Origin of the sequence: Streptococcus sp. 22.1 (assembly GCF_016648645.1) — a bacterium.
Lineage (GTDB): Bacteria > Bacillota > Bacilli > Lactobacillales > Streptococcaceae > Streptococcus.
Genome location: NZ_JACLQK010000012.1, coordinates 14,432 through 32,490, shown reverse-complemented (window position 1 = coordinate 32,490; position 18,059 = coordinate 14,432). Strand labels below are relative to the sequence as shown.

Genomic DNA, 18,059 nt, shown 5'->3' with positions numbered 1-18,059 from the left:
AAAAATGAAGTTACACTCTCTAGGTGAGCAATTACGTGCAGCACGTATAAAGAAAGAATTAAGTTTATATGATGTAGAAAAAATTTCTGGAGTAGAAGCTCAGTTTCTTCTGGCTATGGAAATGGATCAACTTAAAGCTTTGCCAGAGGACATTCAGCAAGAAGCGCTTGAAAAGTATGCCACTTCGGTTGGTTTAGATGGAAAGCGTCTGTTTGAGGAGCAGAGACAGAGCGAGCAAAAACTAAAAAAAGAAAAGAAACCAGTTGAACGTAAGGAAGAAAGCATAGCTACCAAAGCACCTATGTCACGCTTTTTAAAGCATAAACGTGAAGAAAAAAGAAAGTCTAACTATCTACCTTTACTAATTCTTAGTGCGGTTTCGTTACTTATCATTTGTTCAGTAGGTTATATTATTATTAGACATCTTTCTAATCAACCTCAGGTGATAAAACCGAATACTATCTCTACAGTTAATCATCTATCAACGGCTAGTAAGGCTAAATCGTCACGAAGCATTTCTGAGGTTACCGTTTCGGGGGCAAATGTAACAACGACAACTCAAGGAAATCAGCTAATGGTTGATTTCTCCAATGTAAATTCTTCAGTAGTTTTAGATGTAGAGTTATCAGAAAATAATGATGACACCTGGTTTTCAGTAGATAATTCAGAGAGTTACCTCCTTTCAAAAACGAAAAATTCAAAATACTCTTTAGATTTTTCTGATAAAACGAAACCAACTCAAATTATTATTGCTCAATCTTCAAAAGTAACTCTAAAGGTAAATGGGGAGTCACTTGATTTATCTCAATTAGATAAAAATACACCTAGCTACCTCACATTAAGAATCCAATAGAATCGAGAAGAAATGTTTAAAAAAGAAAATTTACCTAATTTATTGACACTTGCTAGAATTGTTTTGATTCCTATCTTTTTACTGATGACATCACTTGCGTCAAGTAATGTTATGCATATTGCTGCGGCGGTTGTCTTTGCTATTGCCAGTATTACAGATTATTTAGATGGCTATTTGGCACGAAAATGGCATGTTGTTACTAATTTCGGGAAATTTGCAGATCCATTGGCAGATAAGATGCTAGTGATGTCAGCATTTATTATGTTAGTCGGTATTGATCAAGCGCCAGCCTGGGTGGTTTCAGTTATTATCTGTCGTGAGCTTGCAGTCACAGGTCTTCGTCTTTTATTAGTGGAAAACGGTGGTACAGTTCTCGCTGCAGCTATGCCTGGTAAGATTAAGACAGTGACTCAGATGTTATCTATCATTCTATTATTGTGTCATTTGCATTTTATTGGAACAATTATGCTTTATATCGCTTTGTTCTTTACAATTTACTCAGGCTATGATTATTTCAAAGGTGCAGGTTTCTTATTTAAGGATACTTTCAAGTAGTACGATAAACAAATGATTGAAATAAAAAATTTAAAATTTAAATATCATCAAGATCAACCATCCTATATTCTTGATGATGTATCGTTTCACGTGAAACGTGGGGAGTGGCTATCCATTGTAGGGCATAATGGTTCTGGAAAATCCACGACAGCACGTCTTATTGACGGACTATTAGTGGCAGAGTCTGGGCAGATTATCGTTGATGGTCAAGAATTAACAGAAGAGAATGTCTGGGATATTCGTGATAAGATTGGCATGGTCTTTCAAAATCCAGATAATCAATTTGTTGGGGCGACTGTTGAAGACGATGTTGCTTTTGGTCTTGAAAATAAAGGTGTTCCCTATGAAGAAATGGCTTCAAGAGTTCAAGAGGCTCTGGAATTTGTAGGAATGTCAGAATTTAAGGATAGAGAGCCAGCTAGATTATCTGGAGGTCAAAAACAACGTGTGGCTATCGCAGGTATTGTAGCTATGAGACCATCAATTTTGATTTTGGATGAGGCAACTAGCATGCTGGACCCAGAAGGTCGCCAGGAATTGATTCAATCTATTAAAGCTATTCGTAAAGAATACGGAATGACTGTTTTATCAATTACTCATGATCTAGATGAGGTCGCTTTGAGTGACCGTGTTTTGGTTTTGAAAAAAGGTAAAGTGGAGTCTGTTTCAAGTCCTCGTGAACTATTTAGTAGAGGCACAGAGTTAATTGACTTAGGTTTGGATATCCCTTTTAGTGCATTATTAACTCAAAAGCTAAGAAATAAAGGTCTGATAGAGTGTGAAGACTATCTGACAGAAAAGGAATTGGTAGAACAATTATGGGAATCTCTCTCGAAAATGTAAGTTATATCTATCAAGCGGGTACTCCTTTTGAGGGGCGTGCCCTTTTTGAATTGACAACGACGATAAAAGATGGTTCATATACAGCCTTTATTGGACATACAGGAAGTGGTAAATCTACTATTATGCAGCTCTTGAATGGCCTCTATTTACCAACTAGTGGTCAGGTTCAAGTTGATGATACTATCATAACCAGTCAATCAAAGAACAAGGACATAAAACCAATTCGTAAGAATGTAGGTTTAGTTTTTCAATTTCCAGAAAGTCAGTTATTTGCAGAGACTGTTTTAGAAGATGTTGCCTTTGGACCTCAAAATTTCGGAGTTTCTAAGGAAGAAGCAGAACAACGTGCTATTGAAAGTCTAAAATTAGTTGGACTCCCGGAAGAATTTCATAGACAGAATCCTTTTGATTTATCAGGAGGGCAAATGCGACGTGTTGCCATTGCAGGGATTCTAGCTATGCAACCAGATATTCTAGTGCTGGATGAACCGACTGCCGGTCTAGACCCACAGGGACGGAAGGAATTGATGTCTCTCTTTAAGGAGTTACATCTTTCTGGAATGACGATTGTTTTAGTCACTCACTTGATGGATGATGTTGCCGATTATGCGACAGCTGTGAATGTTATGGAAAAAGGGCAACTGGTATTTTCGGGAGCTCCTAAAGATGTTTTTCAAAAGGTTACTTTTCTTAAAGAAAAACAATTAGGTGTTCCTAAAATTACAGAGTTTGCACTACAGCTACAAGAAAAAGGTTATCGATTTGAAACTCTCCCTATTACAATCGAGGAATTCGTAGAGGTGGTGTCGCATGGATAAGTTAATTATTGGACGTTATATTGTTGGGGACTCTTTTATACACCGATTAGATCCTAGAAGTAAATTATTAGCCATGCTGATTTATATTGTTATTATCTTTTGGGCTAATAATCCCTTAACTTATGCTGTAATAACTTTATTTACACTTTTCTTGGTTTTCTTGTCTAAAATAAAACTTGGTTTCTTTTTAGGTGGAATTAAACCAATGATTTGGATTATTTTATTTTCTACCCTATTTCAAGTTTTCTTCAATACAAAAGGGAGTGTGCTTTGGTCTATCGGCTTTTTAAAGATTACGGAAGTCGGTTTAAATCAAGGTTGGATGATATTTCTTAGATTTATCCTCATTATTAGTTTTTCTACCCTACTTACTCTAACGACAACACCTTTAAGTTTATCTGATGCAGTTGAATCACTTTTAAAACCACTTACTGTTTTCAAAGTGCCAGCACATGAAATTGGTTTAATGCTATCTTTGAGTCTACGTTTTGTACCAACTTTGATGGATGATACGACTCGTATTATGAATGCTCAAAAGGCGCGTGGTGTTGACTTTGGTGAAGGAAATATTATTCAGAAAGTACGGTCAATAATACCTATTTTAATTCCTTTGTTTGCATCAAGCTTTAAACGAGCAGATGCTCTGGCGATTGCTATGGAAGCACGAGGCTATCAAGGTGGTGAAGGACGAACAAAATATCGTCGACTTTCATGGAATAGTCGAGATACCTTATCAATTATTGCTATTTTAGCTTTAGGATTAATGCTTTTTTATCTTAAGAGTTAATTCGTTGAGATAAATAAAAACTAGGTCTTAAGACCTAGAAATTTTAGATGGACGCCCACGTAGGCGTTCTTTTTTCGTCTAATCCCAACCTACTTGTAATATTTTTAATATCCCTAACAAGGGGATGTTATATTTCCAAGGTATCATAGATACATGGTTATAGTTCTTCAGCTTAATCTGGATTGAAAAATCCCTATATAGAATAAGCCAGTTGATTTACCCATTAGTCATAAACAATAAAATAACTTAATATCTTTGACTAATATGGATTGGACTATAAATAGATAAAGGAGCATCATCATGCAAAAAAAGAATACATCTAACACTAAAAAATTAGGTCTTTTTGGACTTGTTACAGTAGCAACACTTGGAGCAACAGCCTTAGCTAATGCAGAAACTTACACAGTTCAAAAAGGCGATACCCTTTCAGCTATTGCTAAGAAGAATGGTACGACTGTAGATGAAATCGTTTCAAAAAACAGTATTCAAGATGCCAATAAGATTTCTATTGGTCAAAACTTAACAATTAATGAAACTACTGAAGAAACTACAGAACCTTCAGTTACAACAGAAGCAACAGAAGCAACTGCTGAATCAACACAATCAACAGAGTCTACACAAAGTGAAGATACTCAAGCAACCAATACAAATCTTTCTTCTTCAGAGGCAGCTGCCAAAGAAGAAATTGCACAACGTGAGTCAAGCGGTAGCTATACAGCTCAAAATGGGCAATATTATGGACGTTACCAATTAGCATCATCATATTTGAATGGAGACTTGTCTCCTGAAAATCAAGAGAAAGTAGCAGATAATTATGTAGCAAGCCGTTATGGTTCATGGACTGCAGCTCTTGCTTTCTGGAATGCTAATGGTTGGTACTAAATCATTATTACTGACTTATGAGGAAAACTAGTAAAACCTCATACAAATAAGGGAAAAATGCCAGATTTTTGGCATTTTTTTATTAAATTGATAAATAATTGTAACATTAGACATAATACAAATAATCGGCAGTAATATTACTAGGTTATGATGAATGTAACTAGAATTAACTAGGAGGGATTTATGTTTAAAAAAAGTTATAAGGGACGCCGTATTAAATTTGCAGCGAAGAAATCATTGGCGGTACCAGTAGCAATTGTAACAAGTTTTATTGTCATTTTGGCAGTATCACTGTCTACACTAATTAATAAAGGGTTGGTTAATGCATTTTCAGATTCTGTTACTCCAGCGCCTTCAACAGCATCAACAACGTCAGAATCGACAGCAGATTTAGTAAAATCAACAGAAATTAGCTCAAGTAAAGATAATAAGGCTAATAAAGAAAAGGTTGAAGAAAGTAAGCCTCAGTCAGAAACAACAGGAGAAGCGGTAGAAGCAGCTGAAAAGTCTCAGTCAGATACTGCTACTACAAGCACTGCTACAACGAGTACTGATACTACGTCGACTCAAAATACTGGGACAGCTCCTTCGGCTGCTGCAAGTGGTAGTGGGTCAGTTGTTCTCTCAAATGGTAACACTGCAGGAGAAGTTGGTTCTTATGCAGCGGCACAGATGGCAGCTGCTACTGGTGTTCCTCAGTCAACTTGGGAGTCAATTATTGCGCGTGAGTCAAATGGTGACCATACTGCAGCAAATGGTTCAGGTGCATCAGGTCTTTTTCAGACAATGCCTGGATGGGGCTCTACTGCAACGGTTGAGGATCAAATTCAATCAGCCTTGAATGCCTATAACGCACAAGGTTTGTCAGCTTGGAATTACTAATATTAATAGAAGTTGGGAGCATACTCTCAGCTTTTTAATTTGGATGTGGTTAATATGTTTTATAGAGCTTTTTGTTATAATAGGAATGAAAGGTATAGCAATGAAACAAATTTTTAAATCAAGAGAAAAGTTGTGGGTTTCTCTTATTATTATAGCTTTTGCTGTGTTATTGGTTACACCACAACTATTTACAAGAAAAGTCATTTTAGGTTCAGATTCCATCTTTCACTATAACAGATTCTATGAAGCTGCTATGCAACTAAAAAATGGTAACCTTTCTTACTTTTTATCTTTATATGGATTCCAACAGTCAGGCCGCATTGTCAATGCTCTTTACGGTCCTTTTTTTGCCTATTTACAAGGAGGGCTTGTTTTAATAAGTGGCACTTGGTTTCGTTATCAGATTGTGTCAAGGGTATTACTACATATACTGTCTGAGTCCTCAATGTATGCTTTGCTCAAGCAGTGTAAAGTTAAGACAACAATTGCCTTGTCACTAGGTTTACTTTATGCGACAACATTCTCTATTCAATACTGGACGATGCGTCAGGGGTTCTCTAGTTGGGGAGCAGCTTTACTACCTTTTTGTTTTATTCCAGCAATTCACTATGTCTTTTATCAAAAAGTAGAACCAATTAGACTTGCCTTATCTATGGCATTGATTTTTCAGGTTCACGTACTTAGTGCTTTGATGCTAGTGATGATGTATCTTCCTTTTTATCTTTACACTTTTGTAAAGTCTCCTATCGCAAAGAAAAAGGAAACCTTCGTGCAAGTCGTTATAGCAGTCATTCTGTTCCTCTTACTGACTGTCAATATCTGGTTAGTACTCCTATATTTGAGAGGGACTAATCACCTTTTAGATCCATTTATAAATAGAGAAATAGGTAAGAATGGGATAGATGGAACGGCAAGATACTGGCTATATACCCCAATTTCCTTAATGGTGTTACTCATTTTACAGTTTATTTACGCTGTTTTGAATTGGAAGAAATTTGCTAAATGGAAAAAAATACTGCATTTTATTTATTTTATCTTTTTCTTCTTATCGACAGGTCTTTTTCCATGGCAGTATCTAGTAGAAAATGGAAATACATTTGCTGAATTGATTCAATTTCCATTTAGATTTTTTGTTCCTGCGACTATTTTACTTTTAGCAATTACAGGGTTAACGGTCACGCGATTTGTAAACTGGCGAAAAAGTATTGCTGTTTTACTCTTTGCCTTTGCGGGCGTTGGTCTTATTCAGAATATGATGGATACTACCGATCGTGTAAAAACTGCGGCACAAGATGGTGAACTTATTTCCATTGTTAAACATACTTACGTTGAAGGAGATTACCAGACGATAAGTCTTACCATGAATGACAGTGACTTGTCACAGTTTTTAAATTTAGTTGTCAAACCCACACCAGATTACGTACCGATTTATGGGAAAATAGGTGAGCAGAATACTTACGATCTTTATTATAAAAATATCGTTACGAATCAGAAGGCAGAAAAGCTAGTAGAAGATGGTTATCTTGTATTAACTTGGCCAGCTGCTGAAGGGGAGGAACTGAATCTACCAATAGTTGTTTATAAAGATTCTATCTTGACACTAAATGGTAAAGAACTAGACAAGGATGACTATAGTTTGTCAACGATTGGTACACCGACCGTTTCATCACAAAAAGGACAGAATAAACTTGTGTTAAGTTATCAGGAGCCAGGATGGCTATTTGTAGCGTTAGTGATTCCAATAATAGTTCTGGGAGTAATAGGTTTACAGTGGCTTTACACAAAAATAAGTATAAAAAAGGTTGCCTAGTGGTAACCTTTTTGCATTATTCTTTAATCATGATATAATTAGGCTTGCGTGCTTTTACGCTTCAAAATCGACCTTCAAATCGATATTTGAATAACTAGACCCTTCAAGTCTATGTTAATTTTTATTTGATGGGAGGAGTTATCTATGACTGATAATTCAAAAACACGTGTTGTTGTCGGTATGAGTGGTGGCGTTGATTCATCAGTGACAGCCTTACTTTTAAAAGAGCAAGGTTATGATGTAATCGGTGTTTTCATGAAAAACTGGGATGACACAGATGAGTTTGGTGTGTGTACAGCAACCGAAGATTATAAAGATGTAGCAGCAGTAGCTGATCAGATTGGTATCCCCTATTACTCTGTCAACTTTGAAAAAGAGTACTGGGATCGTGTATTTGAGTATTTCTTAGCAGAGTACCGTGCAGGCCGTACACCTAATCCAGACGTTATGTGTAATAAGGAAATCAAGTTTAAGGCATTCTTAGATTATGCGATGACATTGGGAGCAGATTATGTGGCTACAGGACATTACGCTCAAGTTGTTCGCGATGAAGACGGCATTGTCCATATGTTGCGTGGTGCAGATAATAATAAAGATCAAACCTACTTCCTTAGTCAACTTTCGCAAGAGCAGTTGCAGAAAACGATGTTTCCCTTAGGACATCTACAAAAGCCAGAAGTTCGTGAGATTGCTGAACGTGCAGGTCTTGCAACAGCCAAGAAAAAAGATTCGACAGGAATTTGTTTTATTGGTGAGAAAAACTTTAAAGAGTTTCTTAGCCAATACTTGCCAGCTCAAAAAGGTCGTATGATGACTGTCGATGGTCGTGATATGGGGGAACATAACGGACTCATGTATTACACCATTGGTCAACGTGGAGGTATGGGTATTGGTGGTCAAAAAGGTGGCGATAATGCTCCTTGGTTTGTAGTAGGGAAAGATCTTTCTAAAAATATTCTTTACGTGGGTCAAGGTTTCCACCATGAGTCGTTGATGTCAACTTCACTTGATGCTTCAATGATTCACTTTACTCGAGATATGCCAGAAGAATTTGAAATAGAATGCACAGCAAAATTCCGTTATCGTCAACCTGATAGTAAAGTTACTGTAAAGGTTAAGGGTGATAAAGCAGAGGTTATTTTTGCTGAACCTCAGCGTGCTATTACACCTGGTCAAGCTGTTGTTTTCTATGATGGTCAGGAATGTTTGGGCGGCGGTATTATTGACCAAGCGTATAAAGACGGAAAAGTTTGTCAGTATATCTAACTGGAGTTAAGTAATAACGATGAGTTCACAATTGTTTTTTGCATTTATGGCATTTTTCGCTATAATGAATCCAATTTCAAATCTTCCTGCTTACATGGCTTTAGTAGCAGATGATAGTCAAAAAATTTCACGAAAAATTGCTTTTAGGAGTCTTTTGATTGCCTTTGTTATTATAACTGTTTTTATCTTTTCAGGAGATTTCATTTTTAAAGTATTTGGAATTACAATTGTTTCTTTCAGAATTGCTGGTGGAATATTAGTGGCCGTTATCGGTTATCATATGATTAATGGTAATCATTCACCTAGCTATAAAGGAATGGAGCAGCAAGCAGTAAATTCAGATCCAATGTCTATTGCTATTTCTCCTCTTGCAATGCCGCTTTTTGCAGGACCAGGAACAATTACAACTGCCTTAAGCTTGGCTAATGGAGGTTTGCGGAATCAACTAATAACCGTAGTTGCTTTTGCTATACTATGTGTAATCACTTATCTCCTACTAAGAAGTGCAAAACAAATTGCAGGCTTCTTTGGAAAAAATTTGATGAAAATTATAACGAAAATGATGGGACTTTTACTATTCTCGATAGGAATACAGATGATTATCGTCAGTGTGCAGACCTTGATCAAACAGTGATTTGCATTGACAAAACGATTTGATTTGATAAAATAACTTTAACAATAGTCATGATGGTCAAAGCTCATGAGAATTGTGCGTTTTTGCGTACAGTTTTCTGGAGTTTTGGCTATTTTTGTAGGAAAAAAATAAAGAAAGGATGGGGCAGTTGATTGTAAATCACTGCATAAATCTAAAAAATGTCTTACGAGTTTGATGAAAATTTTGATGTAATTGTTGTTGGTGCTGGTCATGCGGGAGTAGAAGCCTCCCTAGCTGCAGCCCGCATGGGATGTAAGGTTTTATTAGCGACTATTAACCTAGAGATGCTGGCATTTATGCCATGTAATCCTTCTATTGGAGGATCGGCCAAGGGTATTGTTGTCCGTGAGATTGATGCCCTCGGCGGAGAGATGGGTAAAAATATTGATAAAACTTATATTCAAATGAAAATGTTGAATACTGGTAAGGGACCTGCTGTCAGAGCTTTACGTGCACAAGCAGATAAAGTCTTGTATGCTATGACGATGAAGCATACAGTTGAGCGTCAGGAAAACTTAACTCTCCGTCAGTCAATGGTTGATGAAATTCTTGTTGAAGATGGTAAGGTAGTTGGTGTCAGAACAGCCACAAATCAAAAATACGGAGCAAAAGCGGTTATTGTAACAACAGGAACGGCTTTGCGTGGTGAAATTATCCTAGGTGAGCTCAAATATTCTTCAGGTCCTAATAATAGCCTTGCATCTGTTACATTGGCAGATAACCTGAGGGATCTTGGCCTTGAAATAGGAAGATTTAAAACGGGTACCCCTCCTCGTGTTAAGGCATCATCAATTAATTACGAAGAAACTGAAATTCAACCAGGTGATGAAAAGCCAAATCATTTTTCATTCTTGTCGAAAGATGAAGATTATCTTCAGGATCAAATACCTTGTTGGCTAACTTATACGAATCAAGAGAGCCACGATATTATCAATAATAATTTACACCGTGCACCAATGTTTTCAGGTATTGTCAAGGGTGTAGGACCTCGTTATTGTCCATCAATCGAAGATAAAATTGTCCGATTTGCCGATAAGAATCGCCATCAACTTTTCCTTGAACCTGAGGGAAGAGAGACTGAAGAAGTCTATGTGCAAGGCCTGTCAACTAGTCTGCCAGAAGATGTTCAAAAAGAGTTGATTCACTCAATTAAAGGTCTCGAGAAGGCAGAGATGATGCGAACTGGTTATGCGATTGAATATGATATCGTGCTCCCTCATCAATTACGTGCAACACTTGAAACGAAGTTAATTTCAGGTCTCTTTACAGCAGGACAGACCAACGGAACTTCTGGATACGAGGAAGCAGCAGGTCAAGGTCTAGTTGCTGGTATCAATGCAGCTCTGAAAGTCCAAGGTAAACCTGAGCTTATTCTCAAACGTAGTGATGCCTATATTGGTGTAATGATTGACGATCTTGTCACGAAAGGAACCTTGGAGCCATATCGTTTATTGACATCACGCGCAGAGTATCGTCTCATATTACGTCATGATAATGCTGACATGCGCTTGACACCTATTGGTCGAGAAGTTGGTTTGGTTGACGATGAACGTTGGAATATCTTTGAAATTAAGAAAAATCAGTTTGACAGCGAGTTGACACGTTTATCAAAAGAAAAATTAAAACCAATTAAAGAAACGAATGAGAAAATTCAAGCTCTAGGCTTTAAGCCATTGACAGATGCCATGACAGCTAAAGAGTTTATGCGTAGACCAGAGATTGATTACGCCACAGCTACTCAGTTTGTGGGTCCAGCTGCAGAAAATTTGGACGCTAAGATTATAGAGTTGCTTGAGACTGAAATCAAGTACGAAGGTTATATCAATAAAGCTTTGGATCAAGTAGCTAAGATGAAGCGTATGGAAGAAAAGAGGATTCCCCAAAATATTGATTGGGATGCTATTGATTCTATTGCTACTGAAGCTCGTCAAAAATTTAAGAAAATCAATCCTGAGACCATTGGTCAAGCGAGTCGTATTTCAGGGGTCAATCCAGCAGATATCTCAATTCTGATGGTTTATCTTGAAGGCAATAATAAGGCCCGCAGAAAAGTAGATTAACGGTGGTAACACGTTTAAAAGCCTTTTAATTAAGGCTTTTTTATGTTATAATTGTTAGATTAAGAGGTTTTATATGAAAAGATTTCACTTTGCAACGATTCATCTTATAATGATTGGGTTAATTCTTTTTGGAATTGCTACTATTTTTGTTCGCGTACTAAAATCGGAGTCTGCCCTCATTTTTGCGCTTTTTATTATTATGGTAGTAGTTGTTGCCTTATTGCATTACCAAAAGACAACATATGAGTCCTTAGAAATAGAGCAATTAGATGAACTGAATCAGGATGTTGAAGATTCTTTGAAGACCCTTCTCGGAAAGATGCCTGTTGGGGTTATCACTTTTGATGAGAACGATCATATTGAATGGTTCAACCCCTATGCGAAGCTAGTACTTTCGGATGAAAATGGAAATTTCAATAAACAGTTGATTGCGGATTTTATTTCCCAGAAACGAAAAGGTTCGCCTTCGAATGTGATAACCGTTGGTGACAATAAATATGCCGCTTTTGTGGATTTTGACAATAAGTTGACATATTTTATTGACAATGTTTATGATCAAGATGAAAATGCTGATCCAAATATGACTCGTCCTGTTATCGGGATTATTTCAGTTGATAACTACGACGATGTGACAGGAAGTTTACCCGATGCCGATGTTTCAAAAATCAACACATTCGTGGCAGGGTTTATTTCTGAGTTTGCTAAGGCTAAGCATATTCATTATCGACGTATTGAAGGCGATCGTTTTTACTTCTTCACCAATTACAGTGTTTTGACAGAATTCATGGATCAAAAGTTTTCTGTCTTGGATGACTTTCGTCAGCAGGCTCAAGAGCGTGGTTTACCACTGACTTTGAGCATGGGAATTTCGTTCGGTACGCTTAAGCATGATCAAATCGGTCAGGTTGCCTTGCAGAATCTGAACATCGCACTAGTTCGCGGTGGAGATCAAGCTGTTGTCAAGGAAAACGATGATCACAAGGAACTTCTTTATTTTGGAGGAGGTTCTGTCTCAACAGTAAAACGTTCTCGTACAAGAACAAGGGCTATGATGACTGCAATCTCAGATAAGTTGAAAACAGTCGAAAAAGTGTTTGTTGTCGGACATAAGAATCTCGATATGGATGCTCTAGGGGCCACTGTCGGTATGGCTCATTTTGCTAGTCAAATTGTTCGAAAAAGCTATGCTGTTTACGATGATACGGCTATGAATGCAGATGTTGAGCGTGCGGTCGAACGCTTAAAAGAAGATGGTCAATCACCTCTTATTACACTTTCAGAGGCTGAAGAGTTAGTCAACCAACAGTCATTACTAATTATGGTTGACCATTCTAAAATCAATTTAACTTTGTCTAAGGATTTTTATGATCGATTTAATGAAGTTATTGTGGTAGATCATCACCGTCGAGATGACGATTTTCCTAAAAATGCTGTTTTGACCTTTATTGAAAGTGGGGCAAGCTCAGCCTGTGAATTGGTTACGGAGTTGTTGCAATTCCAAGGTGCCCCAGAACGTTTGAGTAAAATCCAAGCCTCTATCCTTATGGCAGGTATCATGCTGGATACTAAAAATTTCTCAACTCGTGTGACTAGTAGAACCTTTGATGTCGCCTCTTATCTACGTAGTTTAGGAAGTGACAGTGGAGAAATCCAAACAATCTCTGCTACTGATTTTGAAGAGTATCGACGTATCAATGAGTTAATTCTATCAGGTGAACGTATTACAGATGATATCATTGTTGCCTCAGGTGATAATCCTAAATGTTATAATAATGTTGTGATTTCTAAGGCAGCAGATACGATGCTTTCCATGGCAGGTATCGAAGCAACTTTTGTTGTCGCTAGGACAAGCGATTCTACTGTGAATATCTCTGCTCGAAGTCATAAAACGATTAATGTACAACGTATTATGGAGAAAATGGGTGGTGGTGGCCATTTCAACTTAGCTGCCTGCCAATTGCGAGACTGTAGTGTTGCTCAAGCAAAAAATAAATTGATTGAAACTATTATGGGAGAGTTGGCTCCCAAGGAGGACTAAAATGAAAGTTATTTTCTTACAAGACGTTAAAGGTAAAGGTAAAAAAGGCGAAATAAAAGAAGTACCATCAGGTTATGCTCAAAACTTCTTGATTAAAAAGAATCTTGCTAAGGAAGCGACAAACCAAGCTATCGGTGAGTTGAAAGGCAAGCAAAAATCTGAAGAAAAACATGCAGCAGAGTTGTTGGCTGAAGCGAAGCAAGTTAAAGAGCAACTTGAAAAAGAAGAAAATCGTCTTCAATTTACTGAGAAGGTCGGACCAGACGGACGTACTTTTGGTTCAATTACAGCCAAAAAGATTGCAGAAGGACTTCAAAAACAATTTGGTATAAAAGTTGATAAACGTCATATTGAACTTGAACATCCTATTCGTGCGATTGGTCTGATTGAGGTTCCTGTAAAGCTTCATAAAGAAGTGAGCGCACAAATTAAACTTAACATCAAAAATAGTGCTGAGTAATTCGTTGACACTATAAGTAAATCTTGTAAAGGAGGGAATAATTGTGGTAGAGGCTCAAGAATTACGAGTACAACCTCATGATTTAGTAGCGGAACAGTCTGTTCTAGGGGCTATTCTCATTAACCCGGAAAAGTTGATTACAGTTCGAGAATTTATCGAAGCAGACGACTTTTACAAGTATTCCCATCGTGTCATTTTTAAAGCAATGGTAACGCTGTCGGATCGAAATGATGCCATTGATGCCACGACAGTACGTACCATTTTAGATGACCAAGATGACCTCCAAAATATAGGGGGTATTTCTTATCTTGTAGATTTGGTCAATAGTGTCCCAACATCCGCAAATGCTGAGTACTATGCTAAGATTGTGGCTGAGAAAGCCATGCTTCGACGTATTATAAATAGGCTGACAGAGACTGTCAACCAAGCATATGAGGGCGCAACAGAATCTGATGAAATTATTGCGAATGCTGAGAAAGCCTTGGTTGATGTTTCAGAGCATAGTAATCGTAGTGGTTTCCGCAAAATATCTGAAGTTCTTGACGTTAATTTTAATACCTTGGAGATGCGTTCCCAGCAAACATCAGATGTTACTGGATTACCAACAGGTTTCCGTGACCTTGACAAGATTACAACAGGTTTACACCCTGATCAATTAATTATTTTAGCAGCTCGCCCCGCAGTTGGTAAAACAGCCTTTGTGTTGAACATTGCTCAGAATGTTGGCACCAAGCAAAATAAAGCTGTTGCAGTCTTTTCATTAGAGATGGGTGCAGAAAGCTTAGTTGATCGTATGTTGGCAGCTGAAGGGATGATTGATTCTCATGCTTTACGTACAGGTCAATTGACAGAGCAAGATTGGAATAATGTTATGATTGCTCAAGGAGCACTGGCTGAGGCACCTATTTACATAGATGATACCCCTGGTATAAAGATTACTGAGATTCGTGCACGGTCCCGTAAATTGTCACAAGAAGTAGAGGGTGGTCTTGGTCTCATTGTGATTGACTACTTGCAGTTGATTACAGGTACGCGACCAGAAAATCGCCAACAAGAGGTTTCAGATATTTCAAGACAGTTAAAAATCCTGGCCAAGGAGCTCAAAGTTCCTGTAATTGCCTTGAGTCAGTTATCTCGTGGGGTTGAACAACGTCAGGACAAACGTCCAGTATTATCTGATATCCGTGAGTCAGGATCTATCGAGCAGGATGCCGATATTGTCGCCTTCTTGTATCGTGATGATTACTACCGAAAAGAGGGTGAAGAACCAGAAAATGCGATTGAAGATAATACCATCGAAGTTATCCTAGAAAAAAACCGTGCTGGTGCGCGTGGAACAGTCAAGTTACTATTCCAAAAAGAATACAATAAATTTTCATCGATTGCTCAGTTTGAGGAATCATAATTTTCAGATTTAAGGAGATATATATATGAGTGATGCATTTGCAGATGTTGCTAAGATGAAAAACATCAAGGAAGCTATTAAGTCACATGAAGGTCAGCTAGTAGAATTGACCCTAGAGAATGGGCGTAAACGTGAAAAGAATAAAATTGGTCGATTGACAGAAGTTTATCCATCATTGTTTATTGTTGAATATCAAGACTTCAGTTCCCAAGCAGGAGCTATTAATAATAGTTATGTTGAATCTTACACTTATTCAGATATTTTGACTGAGAAGACTCTCATTCGTTATTTGAGTCCTGAGGAACAAGCTGAAATCGAAAATAAATAAGAAAAAGCCTTTACTTGGGCTTTTTTTCGTGGTAAAATATTTAAGTATGTGAAATAATAGCAGGATAAAATGAAGCTCGTCAACAGGAAGTCGGCTAGAAAAGTAACCTTTGCTGTTTGGGCGAAGTCTTTCTGAACGAATCAGGTTTATCTAAAACGTTATTTCCTAAAAATATTTTTTATAGGAGGACATTATTAATGTCACGTTATACAGGTCCATCATGGAAACAATCACGTCGCCTTGGTTTCTCACTTACAGGCACAGGTAAAGAATTGGCACGTCGTAACTACGTACCAGGTCAACACGGTCCAAACAACCGTTCAAAACTTTCAGAATACGGTTTGCAATTGGCTGAGAAACAAAAACTTCGTTTCTCATACGGTTTGGGTGAAAAACAATTCCGTAACTTGTTCGTACAAGCTACTAAAGTTAAAGGTGGAACACTTGGTTTCAACTTTATGGTTCTTTTGGAACGTCGTCTTGACAACGTTGTTTACCGTCTTGGTCTTGCAACTACTCGTCGTCAAGCACGCCAATTCGTAAACCACGGTCACATCCTTGTTGATGGTAAACGTGTTGATATCCCTTCATACCGCGTTGAAGTTGGTCAAGTAATCTCAGTTCGTGAAAAATCAGCTAAGGTTCCTGCTATCCTTGAAGCAGTAGAAGCTACTATCGGACGTCCAGCATTTGTATCATTCGATGCTGAAAAACTTGAAGGTTCATTGACACGTCTTCCAGAACGTGATGAAATCAACCCAGAAATCAACGAAGCACTTGTCGTTGAATTCTACAACAAAATGCTTTAATTTTAAGATTATTGTATCGAAAAGCCCGTTGTTATGGGCTTTTTTGTTTGTCTTAAATCATTGATTTCTAGGTTTGTTCAGTTACAAGTTTCCTAAAGCCATTTCATAGAATGAGACGGCTTTTTGTTTTCGAATATTAAAAAGACCCCTAGTCTGATACAAGTGACTAAGGGATTCGTAACATGATGATAGATGATTTTGAGGTATAAATTATTTATTATCCAATCCGCCTTCAAAATCTGCTGAAACGTTTGAAACGTAGTTGGTGAAGTAGCTTTCAAAATCTTTTTTTAGTTGGTCGTACTCCTCTTCGGAGTAATCTTTATCCTCTATATAAGCCTGAAATCTAGGAATTCCCAAATCTTTTTGGAGATGTTGGATTACTTCTGTCTTTGTCATAAGAACCTCTCTTTCATTCTTTATTTTACCATATTTCAAATTGTATGAAGCATACATGTTGTTTTAAAAGTTTACTTTTGATATACTGTCAAAGTTATTTAAGAAGGAGGCTACTATGTCTATTATTACACTGATCTTAGCTGGGATTGTTGCTTTGGAGCATCTCTATATCATGTATTTGGAAACTTTTGCGACACATTCAGACACGACTAGTCGTGTTTTCAATATGAGTAAAGAAGAACTTCAACGTGATTCTGTTACAAACTTATTTAAAAATCAAGGGATTTACAATGGTTTGATTGCTGTATTCCTCTTGTATGGGATTTTCACAAGTAGTCAGCTACTTGTAACTGTTTTTGTACTCAATGTTTTCTTTGCTGCTATTTATGGTGCTATGACTGCAAATAAGAAAATTATTTTAACGCAAGGTGGACCCGCAATCTTGACCTTACTTTCACTTATCATTTCCTTATTTTAAGGATTTTATTGTAAAAGAAAAAGCTGCTTTAACTGTTGAAATGGTTTGCAGCTTTTTATGCTTTTGAAGTTGTTTTATTGTGGAATAAATCGTAGAAGAAAATCTGTCATTTCTCGGGGGGATTCTTTTTTTCCTTTATTTATCCAGGCTTGACAAGCACCAAAAATAGCGTGCGCAAAATAAATACTGGCATAGTCTTTCTCAAATCCTTTTAGAGATCTTTCTTCAGCACTAGGGACAATGAAGTCCTCAGCTATCATACGCTGAAGTTTGTGTATTAGAAAATCTTGAATTTCTTTTGATCCATTGGTAGACAATAGAGCTGATAGGAGCTTTTCACGAGTGAGAAATTCAAAGATTTCGAGAAAGGCTCCCTCTTTCTTTCCTTCATATTTATCGAAGATATACTCTAGCTTGTGGAAAAGCTCTTTCTGATAACTATCAATCATTTCATACTTATCTTTGTAGTGGGTATAAAAACTCGAACGGCTAATCCCTGCTGTTTGAACCAGACGAATGGTAGTAATATCATTGAAATCTTGGTCTTCAAGACATATTACTAAAGCATCTAAAAGAGCTTTTTTTGTTTGCGCGCGTCTTTGATCTTTTGACATACAAATCTCCTTTTATACACTTTTAGACTATGTGTCCAAAAAGCGATTGTTTAACATTGATTTTCAGGTAAATGAGTTTATAATTGATTATATCATAAAAATAAACACAATGTCTAA

The 18,059-nt window shown here is 37.2% G+C and carries 19 protein-coding genes; 17 read left to right on the top strand and 2 right to left on the bottom strand.

Annotated features, from left to right (window positions below):
* Window positions 1-4 precede the first annotated feature (4 nt).
* From H7U04_RS07160 to rpsD, 16 genes are all read left to right on the top strand, one after another.
* Entirely contained in the window at window positions 5-853 is an 849-nt protein-coding gene (locus H7U04_RS07160) for a helix-turn-helix domain-containing protein (RefSeq protein WP_201059461.1), read from the top strand.
* Window positions 854-865: 12 nt separating this feature from the next.
* Window positions 866-1,408 (top strand): CDP-diacylglycerol--glycerol-3-phosphate 3-phosphatidyltransferase, encoded by a 543-nt coding sequence (gene pgsA, locus H7U04_RS07155; RefSeq protein ID WP_002892178.1) that lies wholly within the window; start codon window positions 866-868, stop codon window positions 1,406-1,408.
* Window positions 1,409-1,420: 12 nt separating this feature from the next.
* Window positions 1,421-2,251 (top strand): energy-coupling factor ABC transporter ATP-binding protein, encoded by an 831-nt coding sequence (locus H7U04_RS07150; RefSeq protein ID WP_073689263.1) that lies wholly within the window; start codon window positions 1,421-1,423, stop codon window positions 2,249-2,251.
* Window positions 2,227-3,069, top strand: coding sequence for an energy-coupling factor transporter ATPase (locus H7U04_RS07145; RefSeq protein ID WP_073689264.1), 843 nt, complete (start codon window positions 2,227-2,229; stop codon window positions 3,067-3,069). Before H7U04_RS07150 ends, H7U04_RS07145 begins: the two co-directional genes overlap by 25 nt.
* Window positions 3,062-3,856 (top strand): energy-coupling factor transporter transmembrane component T family protein, encoded by a 795-nt coding sequence (locus H7U04_RS07140; RefSeq protein ID WP_002892171.1) that lies wholly within the window; start codon window positions 3,062-3,064, stop codon window positions 3,854-3,856. Before H7U04_RS07145 ends, H7U04_RS07140 begins: the two co-directional genes overlap by 8 nt.
* Before the next feature lie 300 nt (window positions 3,857-4,156).
* On the top strand, window positions 4,157-4,738 hold the full coding sequence (locus tag H7U04_RS07135) for a LysM peptidoglycan-binding domain-containing protein (RefSeq protein WP_073689265.1): 582 nt from the start codon (window positions 4,157-4,159) through the stop codon (window positions 4,736-4,738).
* Window positions 4,739-4,921: 183 nt separating this feature from the next.
* Entirely contained in the window at window positions 4,922-5,620 is a 699-nt protein-coding gene (locus H7U04_RS07130; protein ID WP_073689266.1) for a transglycosylase SLT domain-containing protein, read from the top strand.
* Between the two features lie 100 nt (window positions 5,621-5,720).
* Window positions 5,721-7,430, top strand: coding sequence for a hypothetical protein (locus H7U04_RS07125; protein ID WP_073689287.1), 1,710 nt, complete (start codon window positions 5,721-5,723; stop codon window positions 7,428-7,430).
* Between the two features lie 144 nt (window positions 7,431-7,574).
* Complete coding sequence (gene mnmA, locus H7U04_RS07120) at window positions 7,575-8,696, top strand: tRNA 2-thiouridine(34) synthase MnmA (RefSeq protein WP_060972944.1); 1,122 nt, start codon at window positions 7,575-7,577, stop codon at window positions 8,694-8,696.
* A 19-nt stretch (window positions 8,697-8,715) separates the two neighbouring features.
* Window positions 8,716-9,330, top strand: coding sequence for a MarC family protein (locus tag H7U04_RS07115; RefSeq protein ID WP_073689267.1), 615 nt, complete (start codon window positions 8,716-8,718; stop codon window positions 9,328-9,330).
* Window positions 9,331-9,509: 179 nt separating this feature from the next.
* On the top strand, window positions 9,510-11,411 hold the full coding sequence (mnmG, locus tag H7U04_RS07110; RefSeq protein ID WP_110980771.1) for a tRNA uridine-5-carboxymethylaminomethyl(34) synthesis enzyme MnmG: 1,902 nt from the start codon (window positions 9,510-9,512) through the stop codon (window positions 11,409-11,411).
* A 73-nt stretch (window positions 11,412-11,484) separates the two neighbouring features.
* Complete coding sequence (locus H7U04_RS07105; protein WP_073689269.1) at window positions 11,485-13,449, top strand: DHH family phosphoesterase; 1,965 nt, start codon at window positions 11,485-11,487, stop codon at window positions 13,447-13,449.
* Window position 13,450: 1 nt separating this feature from the next.
* A complete protein-coding gene (gene rplI, locus H7U04_RS07100; protein WP_002885729.1) occupies window positions 13,451-13,909 on the top strand; it encodes a 50S ribosomal protein L9 in 459 nt (152 codons plus the stop codon).
* 43 nt (window positions 13,910-13,952) lie between these two features.
* Entirely contained in the window at window positions 13,953-15,314 is a 1,362-nt protein-coding gene (gene dnaB / locus H7U04_RS07095) for a replicative DNA helicase (protein WP_073689270.1), read from the top strand.
* A gap of 25 nt (window positions 15,315-15,339) precedes the next feature.
* Window positions 15,340-15,642 carry a Veg family protein gene (locus H7U04_RS07090; RefSeq protein ID WP_002885699.1) on the top strand — a complete coding sequence of 101 codons (303 nt, stop codon included), beginning with the start codon at window positions 15,340-15,342 and terminating at the stop codon, window positions 15,640-15,642.
* 197 nt (window positions 15,643-15,839) lie between these two features.
* A complete protein-coding gene (rpsD, locus tag H7U04_RS07085) occupies window positions 15,840-16,451 on the top strand; it encodes a 30S ribosomal protein S4 (RefSeq protein ID WP_002885833.1) in 612 nt (203 codons plus the stop codon).
* 210 nt (window positions 16,452-16,661) lie between these two features.
* Here the strand turns inward: rpsD and H7U04_RS07080 are convergent, their stop codons facing one another.
* On the bottom strand, window positions 16,662-16,850 hold the full coding sequence (locus H7U04_RS07080; protein ID WP_110980772.1) for a hypothetical protein: 189 nt from the start codon (window positions 16,848-16,850) through the stop codon (window positions 16,662-16,664).
* A gap of 115 nt (window positions 16,851-16,965) precedes the next feature.
* On the opposite strand from H7U04_RS07080, the gene H7U04_RS07075 reads away from it, so the two are divergent.
* Window positions 16,966-17,328, top strand: coding sequence for a DUF1304 domain-containing protein (locus H7U04_RS07075; RefSeq protein ID WP_110980773.1), 363 nt, complete (start codon window positions 16,966-16,968; stop codon window positions 17,326-17,328).
* 74 nt (window positions 17,329-17,402) lie between these two features.
* Here the strand turns inward: H7U04_RS07075 and H7U04_RS07070 are convergent, their stop codons facing one another.
* The gene (locus H7U04_RS07070; protein ID WP_110980774.1) at window positions 17,403-17,942 is read right to left on the bottom strand and encodes a TetR/AcrR family transcriptional regulator; all 540 of its coding nucleotides are present in this window, start codon (window positions 17,940-17,942) and stop codon (window positions 17,403-17,405) included.
* Between the last annotated feature and the right edge of the window lie 117 nt (window positions 17,943-18,059).